General features: G+C 41.2%; 12 protein-coding genes. 10 read left to right on the top strand and 2 right to left on the bottom strand.

Features of this window, described 5'->3' with window-relative positions; all coding sequences use genetic code 11:
* From ABJN95_RS13535 to ABJN95_RS13520, 4 genes are read left to right on the top strand one after another with little or no spacing between them, the layout of a single operon-like run.
* Positions 1-1194 carry an Nramp family divalent metal transporter gene (locus ABJN95_RS13535; RefSeq protein ID WP_348370946.1) on the top strand — a complete coding sequence of 398 codons (1194 nt, stop codon included), beginning with the start codon at positions 1-3 and terminating at the stop codon, positions 1192-1194.
* Between the two features lie 60 nt (positions 1195-1254).
* Complete coding sequence (gene pxpA, locus ABJN95_RS13530) at positions 1255-2007, top strand: 5-oxoprolinase subunit PxpA (RefSeq protein WP_348371741.1); 753 nt, start codon at positions 1255-1257, stop codon at positions 2005-2007.
* On the top strand, positions 2000-2737 hold the full coding sequence (gene pxpB, locus ABJN95_RS13525; protein ID WP_348370945.1) for a 5-oxoprolinase subunit PxpB: 738 nt from the start codon (positions 2000-2002) through the stop codon (positions 2735-2737). The genes pxpA and pxpB overlap by 8 nt, the downstream gene beginning before the upstream one ends.
* A complete protein-coding gene (locus ABJN95_RS13520; RefSeq protein ID WP_348370944.1) occupies positions 2730-3575 on the top strand; it encodes a biotin-dependent carboxyltransferase family protein in 846 nt (281 codons plus the stop codon). The genes pxpB and ABJN95_RS13520 overlap by 8 nt, the downstream gene beginning before the upstream one ends.
* Positions 3576-3584: 9 nt before the next feature.
* Here the strand turns inward: ABJN95_RS13520 and ABJN95_RS13515 are convergent, their stop codons facing one another.
* Together ABJN95_RS13515 and ABJN95_RS13510 are read right to left on the bottom strand one after the other, a co-directional pair.
* Positions 3585-5087, bottom strand: coding sequence for a parallel beta-helix domain-containing protein (locus tag ABJN95_RS13515; RefSeq protein WP_348370943.1), 1503 nt, complete (start codon positions 5085-5087; stop codon positions 3585-3587).
* Between the two features lie 19 nt (positions 5088-5106).
* Positions 5107-6363 (bottom strand): cytochrome c peroxidase, encoded by a 1257-nt coding sequence (locus ABJN95_RS13510; RefSeq protein ID WP_348370942.1) that lies wholly within the window; start codon positions 6361-6363, stop codon positions 5107-5109.
* A 430-nt stretch (positions 6364-6793) separates the two neighbouring features.
* Here ABJN95_RS13510 and ilvD point away from each other — a divergent pair, with 430 nt between their 5' ends.
* The 6 genes from ilvD to ilvC all read left to right on the top strand — a co-directional run bounded on the left by ilvD (position 6794) and on the right by ilvC (position 14035).
* Positions 6794-8470 (top strand): dihydroxy-acid dehydratase, encoded by a 1677-nt coding sequence (gene ilvD, locus ABJN95_RS13505; RefSeq protein ID WP_348370941.1) that lies wholly within the window; start codon positions 6794-6796, stop codon positions 8468-8470.
* 203 nt (positions 8471-8673) lie between these two features.
* Positions 8674-10407: a biosynthetic-type acetolactate synthase large subunit gene (gene ilvB, locus ABJN95_RS13500; protein ID WP_348370940.1), complete on the top strand. Its 1734-nt coding sequence runs from the start codon at positions 8674-8676 to the stop codon at positions 10405-10407.
* A gap of 101 nt (positions 10408-10508) precedes the next feature.
* Complete coding sequence (locus ABJN95_RS13495) at positions 10509-11096, top strand: class I SAM-dependent methyltransferase (protein WP_348370939.1); 588 nt, start codon at positions 10509-10511, stop codon at positions 11094-11096.
* 34 nt (positions 11097-11130) lie between these two features.
* Positions 11131-11898, top strand: coding sequence for a methyltransferase domain-containing protein (locus tag ABJN95_RS13490; protein ID WP_348370938.1), 768 nt, complete (start codon positions 11131-11133; stop codon positions 11896-11898).
* Positions 11899-11903: 5 nt separating this feature from the next.
* Positions 11904-12428, top strand: coding sequence for an acetolactate synthase small subunit (gene ilvN / locus ABJN95_RS13485; protein WP_348370937.1), 525 nt, complete (start codon positions 11904-11906; stop codon positions 12426-12428).
* A gap of 137 nt (positions 12429-12565) precedes the next feature.
* The gene (ilvC, locus tag ABJN95_RS13480; RefSeq protein WP_348370936.1) at positions 12566-14035 is read left to right on the top strand and encodes a ketol-acid reductoisomerase; all 1470 of its coding nucleotides are present in this window, start codon (positions 12566-12568) and stop codon (positions 14033-14035) included.
* Positions 14036-14160 lie beyond the last annotated feature (125 nt).

The following is a 14160-nucleotide window of genomic DNA, read 5'->3' as shown; positions in this document are numbered from 1 at the left end:
ATGTTTAAAAAAATAGGCCCAGGGGTTTTAGTGGCGGCTGCTTTTGTTGGTCCTGGTACAGTTACTGCATGTACCTTGGCAGGGGTAGAATTTGGATATGCACTTTTATGGGCAATGCTACTCTCAGTGATGGCGACCATTATTTTGCAAGAAATGTCTGCCCGTTTGGGGATAATTACCCAAAAAGGATTGGCGGAAGTCATCAAAGAAGAACTTAAGACCCCTTGGATCAGAAATATGGTGGTTGCCATAATTCTTGGTGCCATCGTTGTAGGCAATGCTGCCTATGAGGCGGGTAACATTGGAGGCGCAATCTTGGGCCTTGAGGCGATCTTCGGTGCAAGTTATGTTTCTTTCTATCCATGGATTATTGGTATTTGTGCCTTTGCCTTATTATACATAGGTAGCTATAAAGTGCTAGAAAAGGTGTTGGTTTCTCTTGTAATTGTCATGAGCCTTTCTTTTCTAGTAACCGCAATTATCACAAAACCAGATATTTTGGCAATCCTGAAAGGATTGTTAGTGCCTTCAGTACCACAAGAAAGTATATTGACGATAATAGCGCTGGTCGGAACAACCGTTGTACCCTATAATCTGTTTTTACACGCCTCTTTGGTAGGTGAAAAATGGAAAACGTCTAATGACCTTGCGGCGGCTAGGCGAGATACCTATATCGCCATCGCTCTTGGTGGGTTGGTTTCCATGGCAATAATAATAGCAGCGACTACAATAAAAGGAGGAGAAGTTAAAAATGTTATGGATCTGGCCAAGGGTCTTCAACCCCTTTACGGCAACGCTGCGAAATACTTTATGGGAATAGGTCTGTTTGCTGCTGGAGTAACTTCAGCAATCACGGCTCCTTTGGCTGCGGCCTATGTTGCAAATAGCTGCTTTGGCTGGAATGTTGGATTGAAACACCGAAAGTTCAAACTGGTCTGGATGATTATCTTGACAATAGGTGTTATTTTTATGTCTTTGGGAATCAAACCTATTGAAGTTATAAAGTTTGCGCAGATTGCCAATGGTGTTTTGCTTCCGGCGATTGCTGTATTCTTGTTATGGGTGGTAAATCGCGCTGCGGTAATGGGGAAATACAAAAACACATTCTTACAAAACGTCTTTGGTTTCGCAATTATCGTTTTGGCCATCATATTGGGAGCAAGAAGCATTTTTAAAGTAATCGGATTGTTGTAAAGCGATTGCTAGAGCATGGAAATCATAATTTATAGGAGCCAAAAGCTAAGAACATAAACCCTGAAACCACAAACCATATATATCGATATCAACTGCGATGTGGGTGAAGGCATCGGAAACGAAGCCGATTTGATGCCCTTGATCTCGTCTTGCAACATTGCTTGCGGGGGTCATGCCGGAAGTATTGAAACGATTTTGCAGGTCGCTCACCTTGCAAAAGAGAATAGGGTAAAGGTAGGAGCACATCCGTCGTATCTAGATAAGGAAAACTTTGGTAGGGTTTCTTTAAACATTTCTCCAGATATTTTGATAAAAGACCTGCGAACGCAAATGGAAAGCTTTACCTCCGCATTGGATAAAGTAGGCATACAGATGCATCATATCAAAGCTCATGGTGCTTTGTACAACGATATCGCTAAGGATATAGAATTGGCTAAAATCTTTCTGAGAGCCATATCTCGATATAAGGAACATATATTTTTGTATGTACCTTATAAATCAGCTATTGAATTAGAAGCATTAAAGCAAAACTTTAATATTAAATATGAGGCTTTTGCAGATAGAAATTACAATAATGATCTCTCATTGCTGTCACGCCAGTTGCCAAATGCAGTTATAGAACAGCCTGAACAGTTATGCGCTCATTTGCTCACCATGGTACAAGATAGGGTTGTTAAAGCAGAAGACGGAAGTACCGTGGAAATAAAGGCAGATACATTTTGCATTCATGGTGATACCCCTTCGGCTTTGCAAATATTGATGTACCTTACCAAAGAATTACCACAACATAATATTTTCATTAAGCGTGAGTGACTTTTCGATCTCCATACGACCTTTCGGAGTGCATGCCATATTGGTAGAATGGCCAAATAAAGTAGATGAAGCCATTTTAAATGATATTCTAAAATTTGCCAATTATCTTGAAAGTAACTGTTTAGATGTAGCGAAATGGGAAATAGTAGCAGCCTACAATTCCGTTACGCTAATCCTGCGACAAGAGCCCATTGATTTTGACCGATTAAAGAATAGACTAAAGCAGTGGCATGCAGAATGTGGTGATAGCAAACCCAAGCAAAAGTACCTTTGGAGGCTACCTGTATGCTACGACTTAGAATTTGGGATCGATCTAGAAGAAGTTGCCAAAAAATTAGCTTTAAAGGTTCCAGAACTAATTCAACAACATACGGAAAATGTATACACTGTCTATGGAATCGGTTTTCTTCCAGGATTCATGTATTTGGGCGGTTTGCCTAAATCCTTGGAAATCGCTAGAAAAGCTACACCGCGATTAAAAGTTCAAAAAGGCGCAGTTGGCCTGGCAGGGAAACAAACGGGTATCTACCCGCAAGAATCTCCTGGAGGTTGGAATATTATTGGTAACTGCTCTGTTCCTATGTTTAATGCGAAAGATGAAAACCCTTGTTTTGTGAATGTAGGTGATAAAGTGCAGTTTTATGCCATTGAACGAGCTGAGTATGATTTGCATAAAATTGAAGGTGAAGTAGGTATATATAAACTTGAAAAAACCGAATGGAATGCTTAAAGTCTTAAAAGCAGGTTTTTTTACCACCATTCAAGATAATGGTCGATTTGGGTATCTAAACAAAGGCGTTCCTGTTGCCGGATGTATGGATTCTTTTTCAGCTTCAAAACTCAACAAACTCCTTGATAATTCTCCTGATGCGGCTGTAATGGAAATCACCATGACCGGACCCACCTTATTGTTTGAAGAACCGACTTATATCTGTATCGGAGGGGCTAATATATCGGTTACTTTGAACAACAAGCCGATGGAGCACTATAGAGTTTACGAAATTCAAAAAGACGATATTGTTTCCTATGGTCGCTTAAAAAAAGGTTTCCGTAATTATTTGGCCATCAAAAATGGCTTCCAAACCACCGTTGTAATAGGAAGTAGGTCTTTTTATTATCCTTTAACCGACAAAAGTCACTTAGGTGAACCCACCGAGTTGCTTTACGACACGGTAAATGATTACAGTGCTAAGATTTCGGAAATAAAAGTAGATTCTTTTTTAGATAAGCAGGTACTTCACGTTGCCATTGGCCCTGAATTCGGACTACTAAGCGATAAGCAACTGGAGCGGTTGTTTTCCAAAGATTTTTCCATCGCCAAAGACTATAATCGCATGGCCTATCAATTAGAAGAAACCATCGATGGTCATTCGCATTCAATGCTCACCTCTGCTACCTTACCCGGAACTGTTCAAATAACCCCTTCGGGCAAATTGATTGTATTGATGAAAGATGGCCAAACAACAGGTGGATATCCGCGTATTTTGCAGCTATCAGACATGGCAATTTCCATTTTGGCGCAAAAGAAATACGGAGATGTCATTTCCTTTAAATTGGCCAAAGGCTAATAGCAATTGTTACTCTTTTAATGCCAGAATATATTCCGCCACAGCCATTTTTGCCGCATCATCCAAATAGTCTTGTGGCGGCATCTCTGGGTAGTCTTCACGGAGATTTGTCGGATTGTTAATATAATCGACTATCCCTTGAGGATTGCCATTGTGAATCGCCTGAATTATTTCTGTGGGCGGTCCGATCAATCTACTGCCGAAGGCATGACAACCGGCACACACCCCATAATAGGTAAGTTCGCCGATTTCTTCTTTTGAAACTGATCTAGCTGGTACGGGGTTAGGAGTCATCATAGTATGTATATCTGCAGTACTGGTAATTTGAGCATCGCCATACCCATCTAAACCAAAAGTGCGGTATTTGTTTTTGTCGCGAATGGTACTTCCCTTTCCACCTCCGTAGGCAAAAATATCTGGTCCTTTAGTATCCATTTGTGTAAGCATTATTGCTTTCAATTCGCCCGTTGGGTCATTGCCATTGTCATACATAATATTGTCAAGAATGACTACACGATCAGGGTTTCCTTCCGAATTGGGGTCATTCGCCTTTGGGTCGCCTGTTGCGAGATCTACAATTGTAATTCCTGAATTGTTGTTCCCCGTAATAATATTGTTCTCCACGATGACATCATCTGCTGCCATAATTAGAATGCCGGTACCGGCTGGTATTCCTGCCACCGTAGATCCTGGGGCTCCAAAATTTTCATGATTGTTGTTGACCACAAAGTTGTTTCTTAGAATAACATCGAATGTAGTTTTTATAGGCAATCCAGGAGTAACAAAGGCAAGGAGGCCACCCGTATTATTGTGAGCATAGTTGTTCTCGACCAAACAGTGACGCGAATTTTCAATCTCGATTCCTGCCACATTATCAAATACTTCGTTGTGCAGTACATCTACATTGTCGCACATGCCTACATAAATGGCTGCGTCGGCGATGACACTGAGTACATTATGCTCTATGAGGCCGTTTTTTCCGTACTGTGGAAATATGCCATATACACCTGTATCTATAATCCAGTTATTACGGATCACAAAATTATTTCCGGCCTGGCCCATAATACCGTTTCCCTTGTAGTTGATGATTTTAAAATTCTCTATTAAAATTCCGTTTCCAGAATATAGAAAGGCATCATTGATTTCCTTTTTTCCATCTAATACAGGCCATTTTCCATTAACAACGACCCCTTGAAGACTGATGTCATTCTTATCGATATAAACATTCTCAGAATAGGTGCCAGGATAAACGCGAATTAGGTCACCCGGATTGGCAGCTTTTACTGCTACTTGGATAGAACTGCCGTCATTGACCTCAATGATCTGCCCTGTAAAATCTTGGCTTTTTTCAACGCGGGTAGTGTCAATTGATAACCCCACATTTCTATATTTTAGGGTAGAAGGCATGGGAACGGTAGCTGATTTTGGTGAGGCGAAAATTGCTTTACCCAGAAAAATGCCAACGGCTAATATGATGATTGCTGCGGTTAACTTTAGGAGTACGGATTTCATTTAGGATAGCTTGGTATGATTAAACAGATGGTTTTAAGCCAGAAGGCAAGGTTTCAGGTACTTTGGGGATAAATGTTTCGTCGGTCAATGTTTTAAGAAAGTCTACTAGTCGGTCTAATTCATAATCGCTCAGTTGCGGATCCCAAATATGCCAATGGAGGATGAGGTGCTCATTTTCGGGAACTGCATGCCCTCGACCTTTGGTATAAAATGCAACAGTCTCTCGCAAGGTTTTAAAATAGCCCGAATGCATATATGGAGCGGTCTTCTCTATGTTTCTTAAGCTAGGTACTTTAAAGGCACCTCTTAAGGTTTTGTCTTTAAAAGGTATTTCGGCACCGGCATCTAACGCTAAGTTATCAGGTTCAGGGGTGCCTATCACAGCAAACTGCTGGTTTGTGAATAGTGGTGGTGTATGACATTCGGCACAACGGGCCACAAAAGAACGGAAAACGTTCATGCCCTCTATTTCCTTTTCATTCAAAGCGCGATGGTAACCATGTGCATAGCGATCGTATTTGCTGTTCAATGAAATTAGTGAAGCTTGAAAAGCTGTAATAGCAGTGTAAATTTCCGCTAGTTGAATGGGTGACCCTCCCTCTTTTTCTGGAAAGGCCTCGGCAAACATATGCTGGTAGGTTTTAATAGAATTAATCGTTTTTAAAAGATTTTCGGGCGTATTGTTCATTTCCTCTTGGGAAAACAAAGGTCCCTGCATTTGTTCTTCCAAAGTAGACGCGCGCCCGTCCCAAAAGAGTCTTTTTAAATAAGCTACATTCCATAAAGAGGGGGCTGAACGCTTTAATTTGTGATTGTTGGCACCTATACTGGTAGACTTACCATCACTGAATCCTTTCCTTGGGTTGTGGCAGCTAGCACAGGAAATCGTTCCGTCACCGGATAAGACAGGGTCAAAAAACAAGTACCTGCCCAAATCGATTTCTTGAGGTGAAAAACCATCCCGAGTTTCAGGGAGACCTGTCTGCAACCCTCCAACTCCTTTGTTGTTTGGAGAATTGTATTGCAGATATAAATTTTGAGCAATACAGGCATTGTCTGCATTTAGTTTAAAGCCAGGTGGACAGCGACTATTTAAAAGCGCAATGCTTTCGTAGGTGCTGGCGGTATTATCGTTTCGCGAGAAGGTGAACAAAAGCAAGGTGATGAATAGCCCCGAGATGCTTGATTTTAAAATTATACTTTTGGTTCCCATACTGCCGCTATATCGTTTCAATTTAGCAAAAAATACCCAGTGTGTGGTTTTGAATTCCTTCAATACCGATTATTTTTATTACTATTGTAGTAATGAAAGCAAATACCATTTTAGTCTACGTCATTCTATCTGTCCCACAAACGGGATGATATAGATTTTCGTTGACTAAGAAAGCCTGTATCAGATACGTTTGATACAGGCTTTTTTTATGAAACAATTTTTCGGTCATTGCCGGCTTATGTCTTTGTATAGAAGAGACGGTAGTGGTACACCAAAAGTAAATGGCTATAGCACCCTTCAGAAATAACGATAAGCATCGTATGAGTATGGTAAGAAATAGTTGTTTAAATAATTGTTTTTCAAGGTGTTATCATAAATATGGAAGGATTGAATTTGTACATCAAAAAATTGTTAAAAGCATTCGATAAATCAAACTTTTATATTTGTTAACTAGGAGTATTAAATCGCGTTCGAGAACGCTAGAACCACAAAAATGGAACTGAACAAACACAGCAAAAATGTAACCCAAGATCCAACGCAACCAGCGGCTCAGGCGATGTTGTATGCTATTGGTTTTACCGATGAAGATTTCACCAAGCCCTTGGTTGGTATTGCAAGTACAGGCTACGAAGGTAACCCTTGTAATATGCACCTGAATGATTTGGCTAAATTGGTAAAAGAAGGGGTAAATTCGAAAGAGACTGTTGGTCTCATTTTCAATACTATTGGGGTTAGTGACGGAATTTCTATGGGTACACCCGGTATGCGTTTTTCATTACCGTCTCGCGATATCATCGCAGATTCTATGGAAACGGTGGTTCAGGGAATGTCTTATGATGCCTTGGTTACCGTGGTAGGCTGTGATAAAAACATGCCTGGTGCTCTAATGGCCATGTTGCGATTGAATCGCCCTTCGATTTTGGTATATGGTGGAACCATTGCCTCGGGATGTCACAACGATAAAAAACTAGATATTGTATCTGCTTTTGAAGCTTGGGGCGAAAAGGTGGCTGGCACCATGAAAGAATCGGAGTTTAAGAGTATCATTAAAAAATCGATTCCTGGAGCGGGGGCTTGCGGTGGAATGTATACGGCAAATACCATGGCTTCTGCAATTGAGGCTTTAGGCATGTCAATGCCCTACAATTCCTCCAACCCCGCAATTAGTGATAATAAAGAGGCAGAATGTCTGGCGGCTGGAAAGCAAATGCGAATTCTCATTGAAAAGGATATCAAACCTTTGGATATCGTTACGCGAAAATCTTTGGAAAATGCAATTCGTTTGGTCACCATTATGGGAGGCTCCACGAATGCGGTATTGCATTTCTTAGCCATTGCTAGGGCGGCTGACATTGAATTTACCTTACAAGATTTTCAGCATATTAGCGACACAACACCCTTTATTGCAGATTTAAAACCGAGCGGTAAATACCTCATGGAAGATGTTCATCGTGTGGGAGGTATACCTGCTGTATTAAAGTATTTGTTAAAGAACGGATTGCTGCATGGTGATTGTCTTACGGTTACCGGAAAGACCTTAGCGGAGAACCTAAAAGACGTTCCTGATTTGCAAGAAGGGCAAGATGTGATTATGCCTTTAGATAAGCCGATTAAAGCGACAGGTCATTTACGAATGCTTTACGGCAACCTCGCTGAAAATGGTTCTGTTGCGAAAATTACAGGGAAAGAAGGTTTGCGTTTTAAAGGTACCGCAAAAGTGTTCGATAGCGAATACGATGCGAATGATGGCATCCGAACCGGTTTAGTGAAAAAAGGGGATGTTGTGGTAATCCGCTATGAGGGCCCTAAAGGGGGGCCTGGAATGCCAGAAATGCTCAAACCAACTGCGGCTATTATGGGCGCGGGCTTGGGAAAGGAAGTAGCGTTAATAACTGATGGTAGATTCTCTGGAGGAACCCATGGTTTTGTAGTGGGGCATATTTCCCCAGAAGCACAAGAGGGTGGAACGATTGCATTAGTTGAAAATGGAGATACGATTATTATTGATGCCGAAACGAATGCTATAAGTGTTGAGGTTAATGAACAGGAATTGGCAAAACGAAAAGCAGCATGGGTGCAACCAGAATTGAAGTTTAAAAAAGGAGTCTTGTACAAATACGCACGTTCTGTATCCTCAGCGGCCCAAGGTTGTGTAACAGACGAATTTTAAAATAGTATAAGGTACGAAGAGCAGTACGACAGTAAGCAGTTGGTATTTACCACACAGGGTATGTAAATACATAGTATGGTAATAGAGCGTTGTTTACTAAAACACAAAAGCAGATTCGTATCTATTTACGAGCTAATGAAAACACCAGCATAAAAAGTTCAAGAATTGAAATTGAACTTGACGCTTGAATTTGAGTTTTAATTATGGAAACAGTAAAAGATAAACAGACCGAAACCAGTTCGAAATCTACGGTTACCATTACCGGTGCAGAAGCGATCATTCATTGCTTGCTGGCGGAAGATGTAGATTTGGTCTACGGATATCCGGGTGGAGCTATAATGCCCGTGTATGACGAGTTTTATAAGTTTCAAGATAAATTGACGCATATCTTAACGCGTCATGAACAGGGAGCAACGCATGCAGCACAAGGCTATGCCCGTGTTTCTGGTAGAGTAGGGGTTGCTATTGCTACCTCAGGCCCTGGAGCCACAAATTTGGTGACCGGATTGGCTGATGCACAAATCGATTCCACACCTATGGTTTGCATTACGGGGCAGGTGCCGAGACATCTATTGGGATCCGACGCCTTTCAGGAAACCGATATCATAGGCATTTCTACACCTGTGACCAAATGGAATTATCAGATTACAAAGGCCTCGGAAATTCCTGAAATCATGGCGAAGGCGTTTTATATTGCGAAGTCAGGTCGCCCGGGCCCGGTGCTAATTGATATTACAAAAAACGCTCAATTTGAGGAGTTCGATTTTTCATATAAGAAATGTAACGGGGTGCGCAGTTATAATCCTGCGCCTAAACCCAATATGGGTGCCATTGAAGCTGCAGCTGAACTCATAAATAACGCCAAAAAACCTTTCATTGTTTGGGGGCAAGGCGTCATTTTAGGACAGGCTGAAGAAGAATTGACAACGGTAATTGAAAAAGCAGGCGTACCGGCGGCATGGACGATTATGGGTGAATCAGCTATTCCAACAAGTCATCCGCTAAATGTAGGTATGGTGGGTATGCACGGTAACTACGGCCCGAATGTATTGACCAATGAATGTGATGTTTTGATCGCTGTTGGCATGCGTTTCGATGACCGTGTCACTGGAAAATTGGATGAATATGCGCAACAAGCCAAAGTCATTCATTTTGAAATAGACCCTGCAGAGGTTAACAAAAATGTGAAGGCAGATGTGGCAGTTTTGGGAAATTCAAAAGAGACTTTAGCTCTTTTATTGCCCTTGCTGAATGCGAACAAACATGAGGATTGGCATGACGAGTTCAAGAAAAAGCATGAAATCGAATACAATACAGTCATTAAAAATGATATCCACCCTACCAAAGACCAACTCACCATGGGTGAAGTGATCGAAGAGATCAATCTTGCTTCTAAAAATGAGGCGGTCATTGTTACAGACGTAGGGCAACACCAAATGATTGCGTGTCGTTATGCCAAGTTCAATACAACGAAAAGCAATATAACCTCTGGTGGATTAGGAACCATGGGTTTTGCGCTTCCGGCTGCGATAGGTGCGAAACAAGGAGCTATGCATCGCGAGGTGGTGGCCATTATTGGTGATGGAGGTTATCAAATGACCATTCAAGAACTAGGTGTTATTTTCCAACATCAGATCCCAGTAAAAATAGTAGTATTGAACAACGACCATTTGGGCATGGTTCGCCAATGGCAGGAACTGTTCTTTGATAGGCGCTATGCGTCTACAGTGATGGTGAATCCTGATTTTGTAAAGATTGCTGAAGGATATCATATCGAATCGAAACGCGTTAGCGAGCGCAAAGATCTCAAAGCCACCATTCAAGAAATGATAGCGTCAGACAAGCCGTATTTCTTGGAGGTAAAGGTGGAAAAAGAGGATAATGTATTTCCGATGATTCCATCGGGGGCGGCAGTATCTGATATTCGATTGAAATAAGAAAAATGTCACATAGCATGCCTCAATATACAAGAAACAGAAAGGGTCTGCCTCGCTTTTTTTGTTTAAGCAATTCGCAAGGCGCTGACTGACCAATAACTATGAACGATTCAAACATACAAGACATACCCGCTATCCATTTGGAAATTGTGCGTAAATCAGAGGAAGTCGGGTTTACAATGCCTTCAGATCTCTATATTGGAACCTTGTTGAAGACCTTGATTTCTAGTAAACCTGGCGGAAAGTTCTTGGAATTAGGCACGGGTATCGGACTATCACTGTCTTGGATGATCGATGGAATGGATGCCGCTTCACAGTTGATTACGGTAGACAATGACCCAGAGTTGATAGCTATAGCCAAACAATACTTTGAAAATGATAAAAGGATTGCAATTCGATGTGAAGACGGAACGGACTGGATAAAAAGCTATCAGGGTGGAAAATTTGACCTTGTTTTTGCCGATGCTTGGCCCGGTAAATATAGTGAAATTGATGAAATTCTTGAGTTGATCAAGGTAGGAGGGTTTTATGTTATTGATGATATGACCACACAACCCAATTGGCCCGAAAGCCATGATAAAAATGTAGACAGATTGGTATCTTATTTAGAAAACAGAGCCGATTTTAATCTAACGAAAATGGATTGGTCAACAGGATTGATAATAGCGGTAAAAACCGACAAAAAATAAAAGCTGGCTGAAAGTAGTCGAAGCTAAAAGCAGTATGCAACAATTAGCACACAAATGGGATGCCCAACTGTACAACAATAAACACTCGTTCGTTTATGATTTTGGCGCGTCTTTAATTGAACTGCTTGACCCCAAACCCGAGGAAAGGATTCTAGACCTAGGCTGCGGCTCTGGTGAATTAACCCATAAAATCAAGGAGCTGTCGCAAGCCGTTGTGGGTATGGATAAATCTGTTGAAATGATTCAAAGGGCGCAAACCCAATTTCCTTTTATCGATTTTGTAGTAGGTGATGCCAGTGATTTTCACTTTGAACAAGGTTTCGATGCCATTTTTTCGAATGCCGCTTTACACTGGGTTATACAATACAAACAGGCGATTAGGTGTATGTATGAGGGTTTAAAGGAAGGCGGAAGAATGGTAGTGGAGTTCGGTGGAAAAGACAATGTAAAGACCATTGTGGGTCAATTGCGGCAATCTCTTTTGAAAAGAGGTTTTGTGAAACAGTCTGAATTGGAGCTTTGGTATTTTCCCAGCATTGGGGAATACACTTTGGCCCTTGAGGCAGTAGGTTTTAAGGTTTCTTTTGCCCAATGGTATGATCGCCCAACAGCACTTGCCGATGGTGCAACGGGAATCAAAGATTGGCTTGTGATGTTTTGTAAACCTTTTTTAGAAGGGGTAGATGATGCAAGTGTTTTCGAAATTATGAATGAGGTACAAGCCAGTTTAAAACCTAAGCTGTTTAAAAATGGCAAATGGTACGCAGATTATAAAAGAATTAGAATAGTAGCATACAGATAAAACTCATGGAAAAACAATGGTTTACCATCTCAGTATATTCCGAAAACAACGTAGGGTTACTGAATAGAATATCAGGTATATTCTTAAAGCGTCACATTAATATAGAGAGTTTAAATGTTTCTAAGTCAGAAATTGACGAAGTTTCAAAATTTACTGTCGTAGTATTTACCACCGAGAAGTGGGTGCACAATATTGTGGGACAGATCGAGAAGCAAATCGAAGTCATAAAAGCATTTTATCATACCGATGATGAAACAATTTACCAAGAATCGGCACTCTTTAAAATAGACTCCGCCTTGTTGTTCGATGAACGACAAATACAGAACATCATCAAAGAGAGTAATTCACAAATTGTCACGGTAGCACGAGAATTCTTCGTGTTGGCGAAATCAGGAAGAAGACATGAAATTGATGAAATGTATGACCAATTGAAGCCTTTTGGTATCATGCAGTTTGTGCGTTCAGGGCGTATTTCGGTGTCAAAAGAACAAATGCAGATTTCAGCAATGCTCGAGGAATTTCAAGAATAAATTCACCCTTAACCCTTAGGTATGACAAGCTACATAAAAGGGTTTCAATACGAAAAGATTAATAACATTATAAAATAAAGAGAGAACATTAACAAATTCCTGATTGCTCGGGAATGAAAATTAAAAATTAATTATTCATGGCAAACTATTTCAATACACTATCACTTCGAGACCAATTGACACAATTGGGAAAATGCAGATTTATGGAATCCAGCGAATTCTCCGATGGTGTAACCGCTTTAAAAGGAAAGAAAATCGTAATTGTAGGTTGTGGCGCACAAGGCCTGAACCAAGGCTTGAACATGCGAGACTCCGGATTGGATATCTCATACACCCTACGTTTAGCGGCTATTAAGGAACAAAGACAATCGTTCAAAAATGCAACGGAGAATGGCTTTACAGTAGGCACCTATGAGGAACTGGTACCTAGTGCAGATGTAGTGATTAATTTAACACCAGACAAGCAGCACACGGCTGTTGTAACTACGGTTATGCCTTTGATGAAGCAAGGGGCAACCTTATCGTATTCTCACGGCTTTAACATCGTTGAAGAGGGAATGCAGATTCGTGAAGATCTAACCGTGATCATGGTAGCCCCAAAATGTCCGGGTTCAGAGGTGCGTGAGGAATATAAAAGGGGCTTTGGCGTTCCAACATTGATAGCAGTGCACCCGAACAACGACCCACAAGCTAAAGGTTTAGAACAAGCTAAAGCCTATGCGGTGGGTACTGGTGGACATAGAGCAGGAGTTTTAGAATCATCTTTTGTTGCCGAAGTAAAGTCTGATTTAATGGGTGAGCAAACCATTCTTTGTGGTTTGTTACAAACGGGAAGTATTCTGTGTTTTGATAAGATGGTCGAAAAGGGAATTGACCCTGGCTATGCTTCCAAACTTATTCAATACGGCTGGGAAACCATTACCGAGGGAATGAAATACGGCGGTATCACGAATATGATGGATCGTCTATCCAATCCAGCAAAAATAAAGGCCTTTGAACTATCTGAAGAGCTAAAAGACATTATGCGGCCCTTGTTTCATAAACATATGGACGATATCATGACCGGTCATTTCTCAAAAACGATGATGGAAGACTGGGCGAACGATGATAAAAACTTATTAGGATGGAGAGCAGCAACGGGCGAAACTGCTTTTGAAAAAACACCCGCTGCCGATGTTGAGATTTCAGAACAAGAATACTATGACCATGGTGTACTGATGGTGGCGATGGTTAGGGCAGGAGTAGAGCTCGCATATGAAAGTATGACAGAATCTGGAATCATTGGTGAATCTGCCTATTACGAATCACTACATGAGACGCCGCTAATAGCTAATACCATTGCTAGGAAGAAGCTATTTGAAATGAATCGCGTGATTTCCGATACGGCAGAATATGGTTGCTATCTCTTCGACCACGCTTGTAAGCCTTTGTTGGCAGACTTTATGACCAAAATAGATACTGATGTCATCGGAACATCCTATGGCGAAGGTAATGGTGTAGACAATGCCAAACTCATATCGGTCAACAAGGCGTTGCGAGAGCATGCTGTTGAAGTCGTGGGGACTCGCTTGCGGGAGTCCATGACCGCAATGAAACCTATTGTATAACAAATAAATCCCCAAGCAATTGGGGATTTTTAATTATAGCCTATCATGCTGTCAAATTAAACGTCTCGAGTCTTTGGAGAGATGCTTTCCAATATTAAATTTGTTTTGCACTCCACTTGAACGGA

Origin of the sequence: Maribacter sp., assembly GCF_039974175.1 — a bacterium.
Classification (GTDB): domain Bacteria; phylum Bacteroidota; class Bacteroidia; order Flavobacteriales; family Flavobacteriaceae; genus Maribacter_C.
This window is presented reverse-complemented; position numbering and strand designations above follow the sequence as displayed.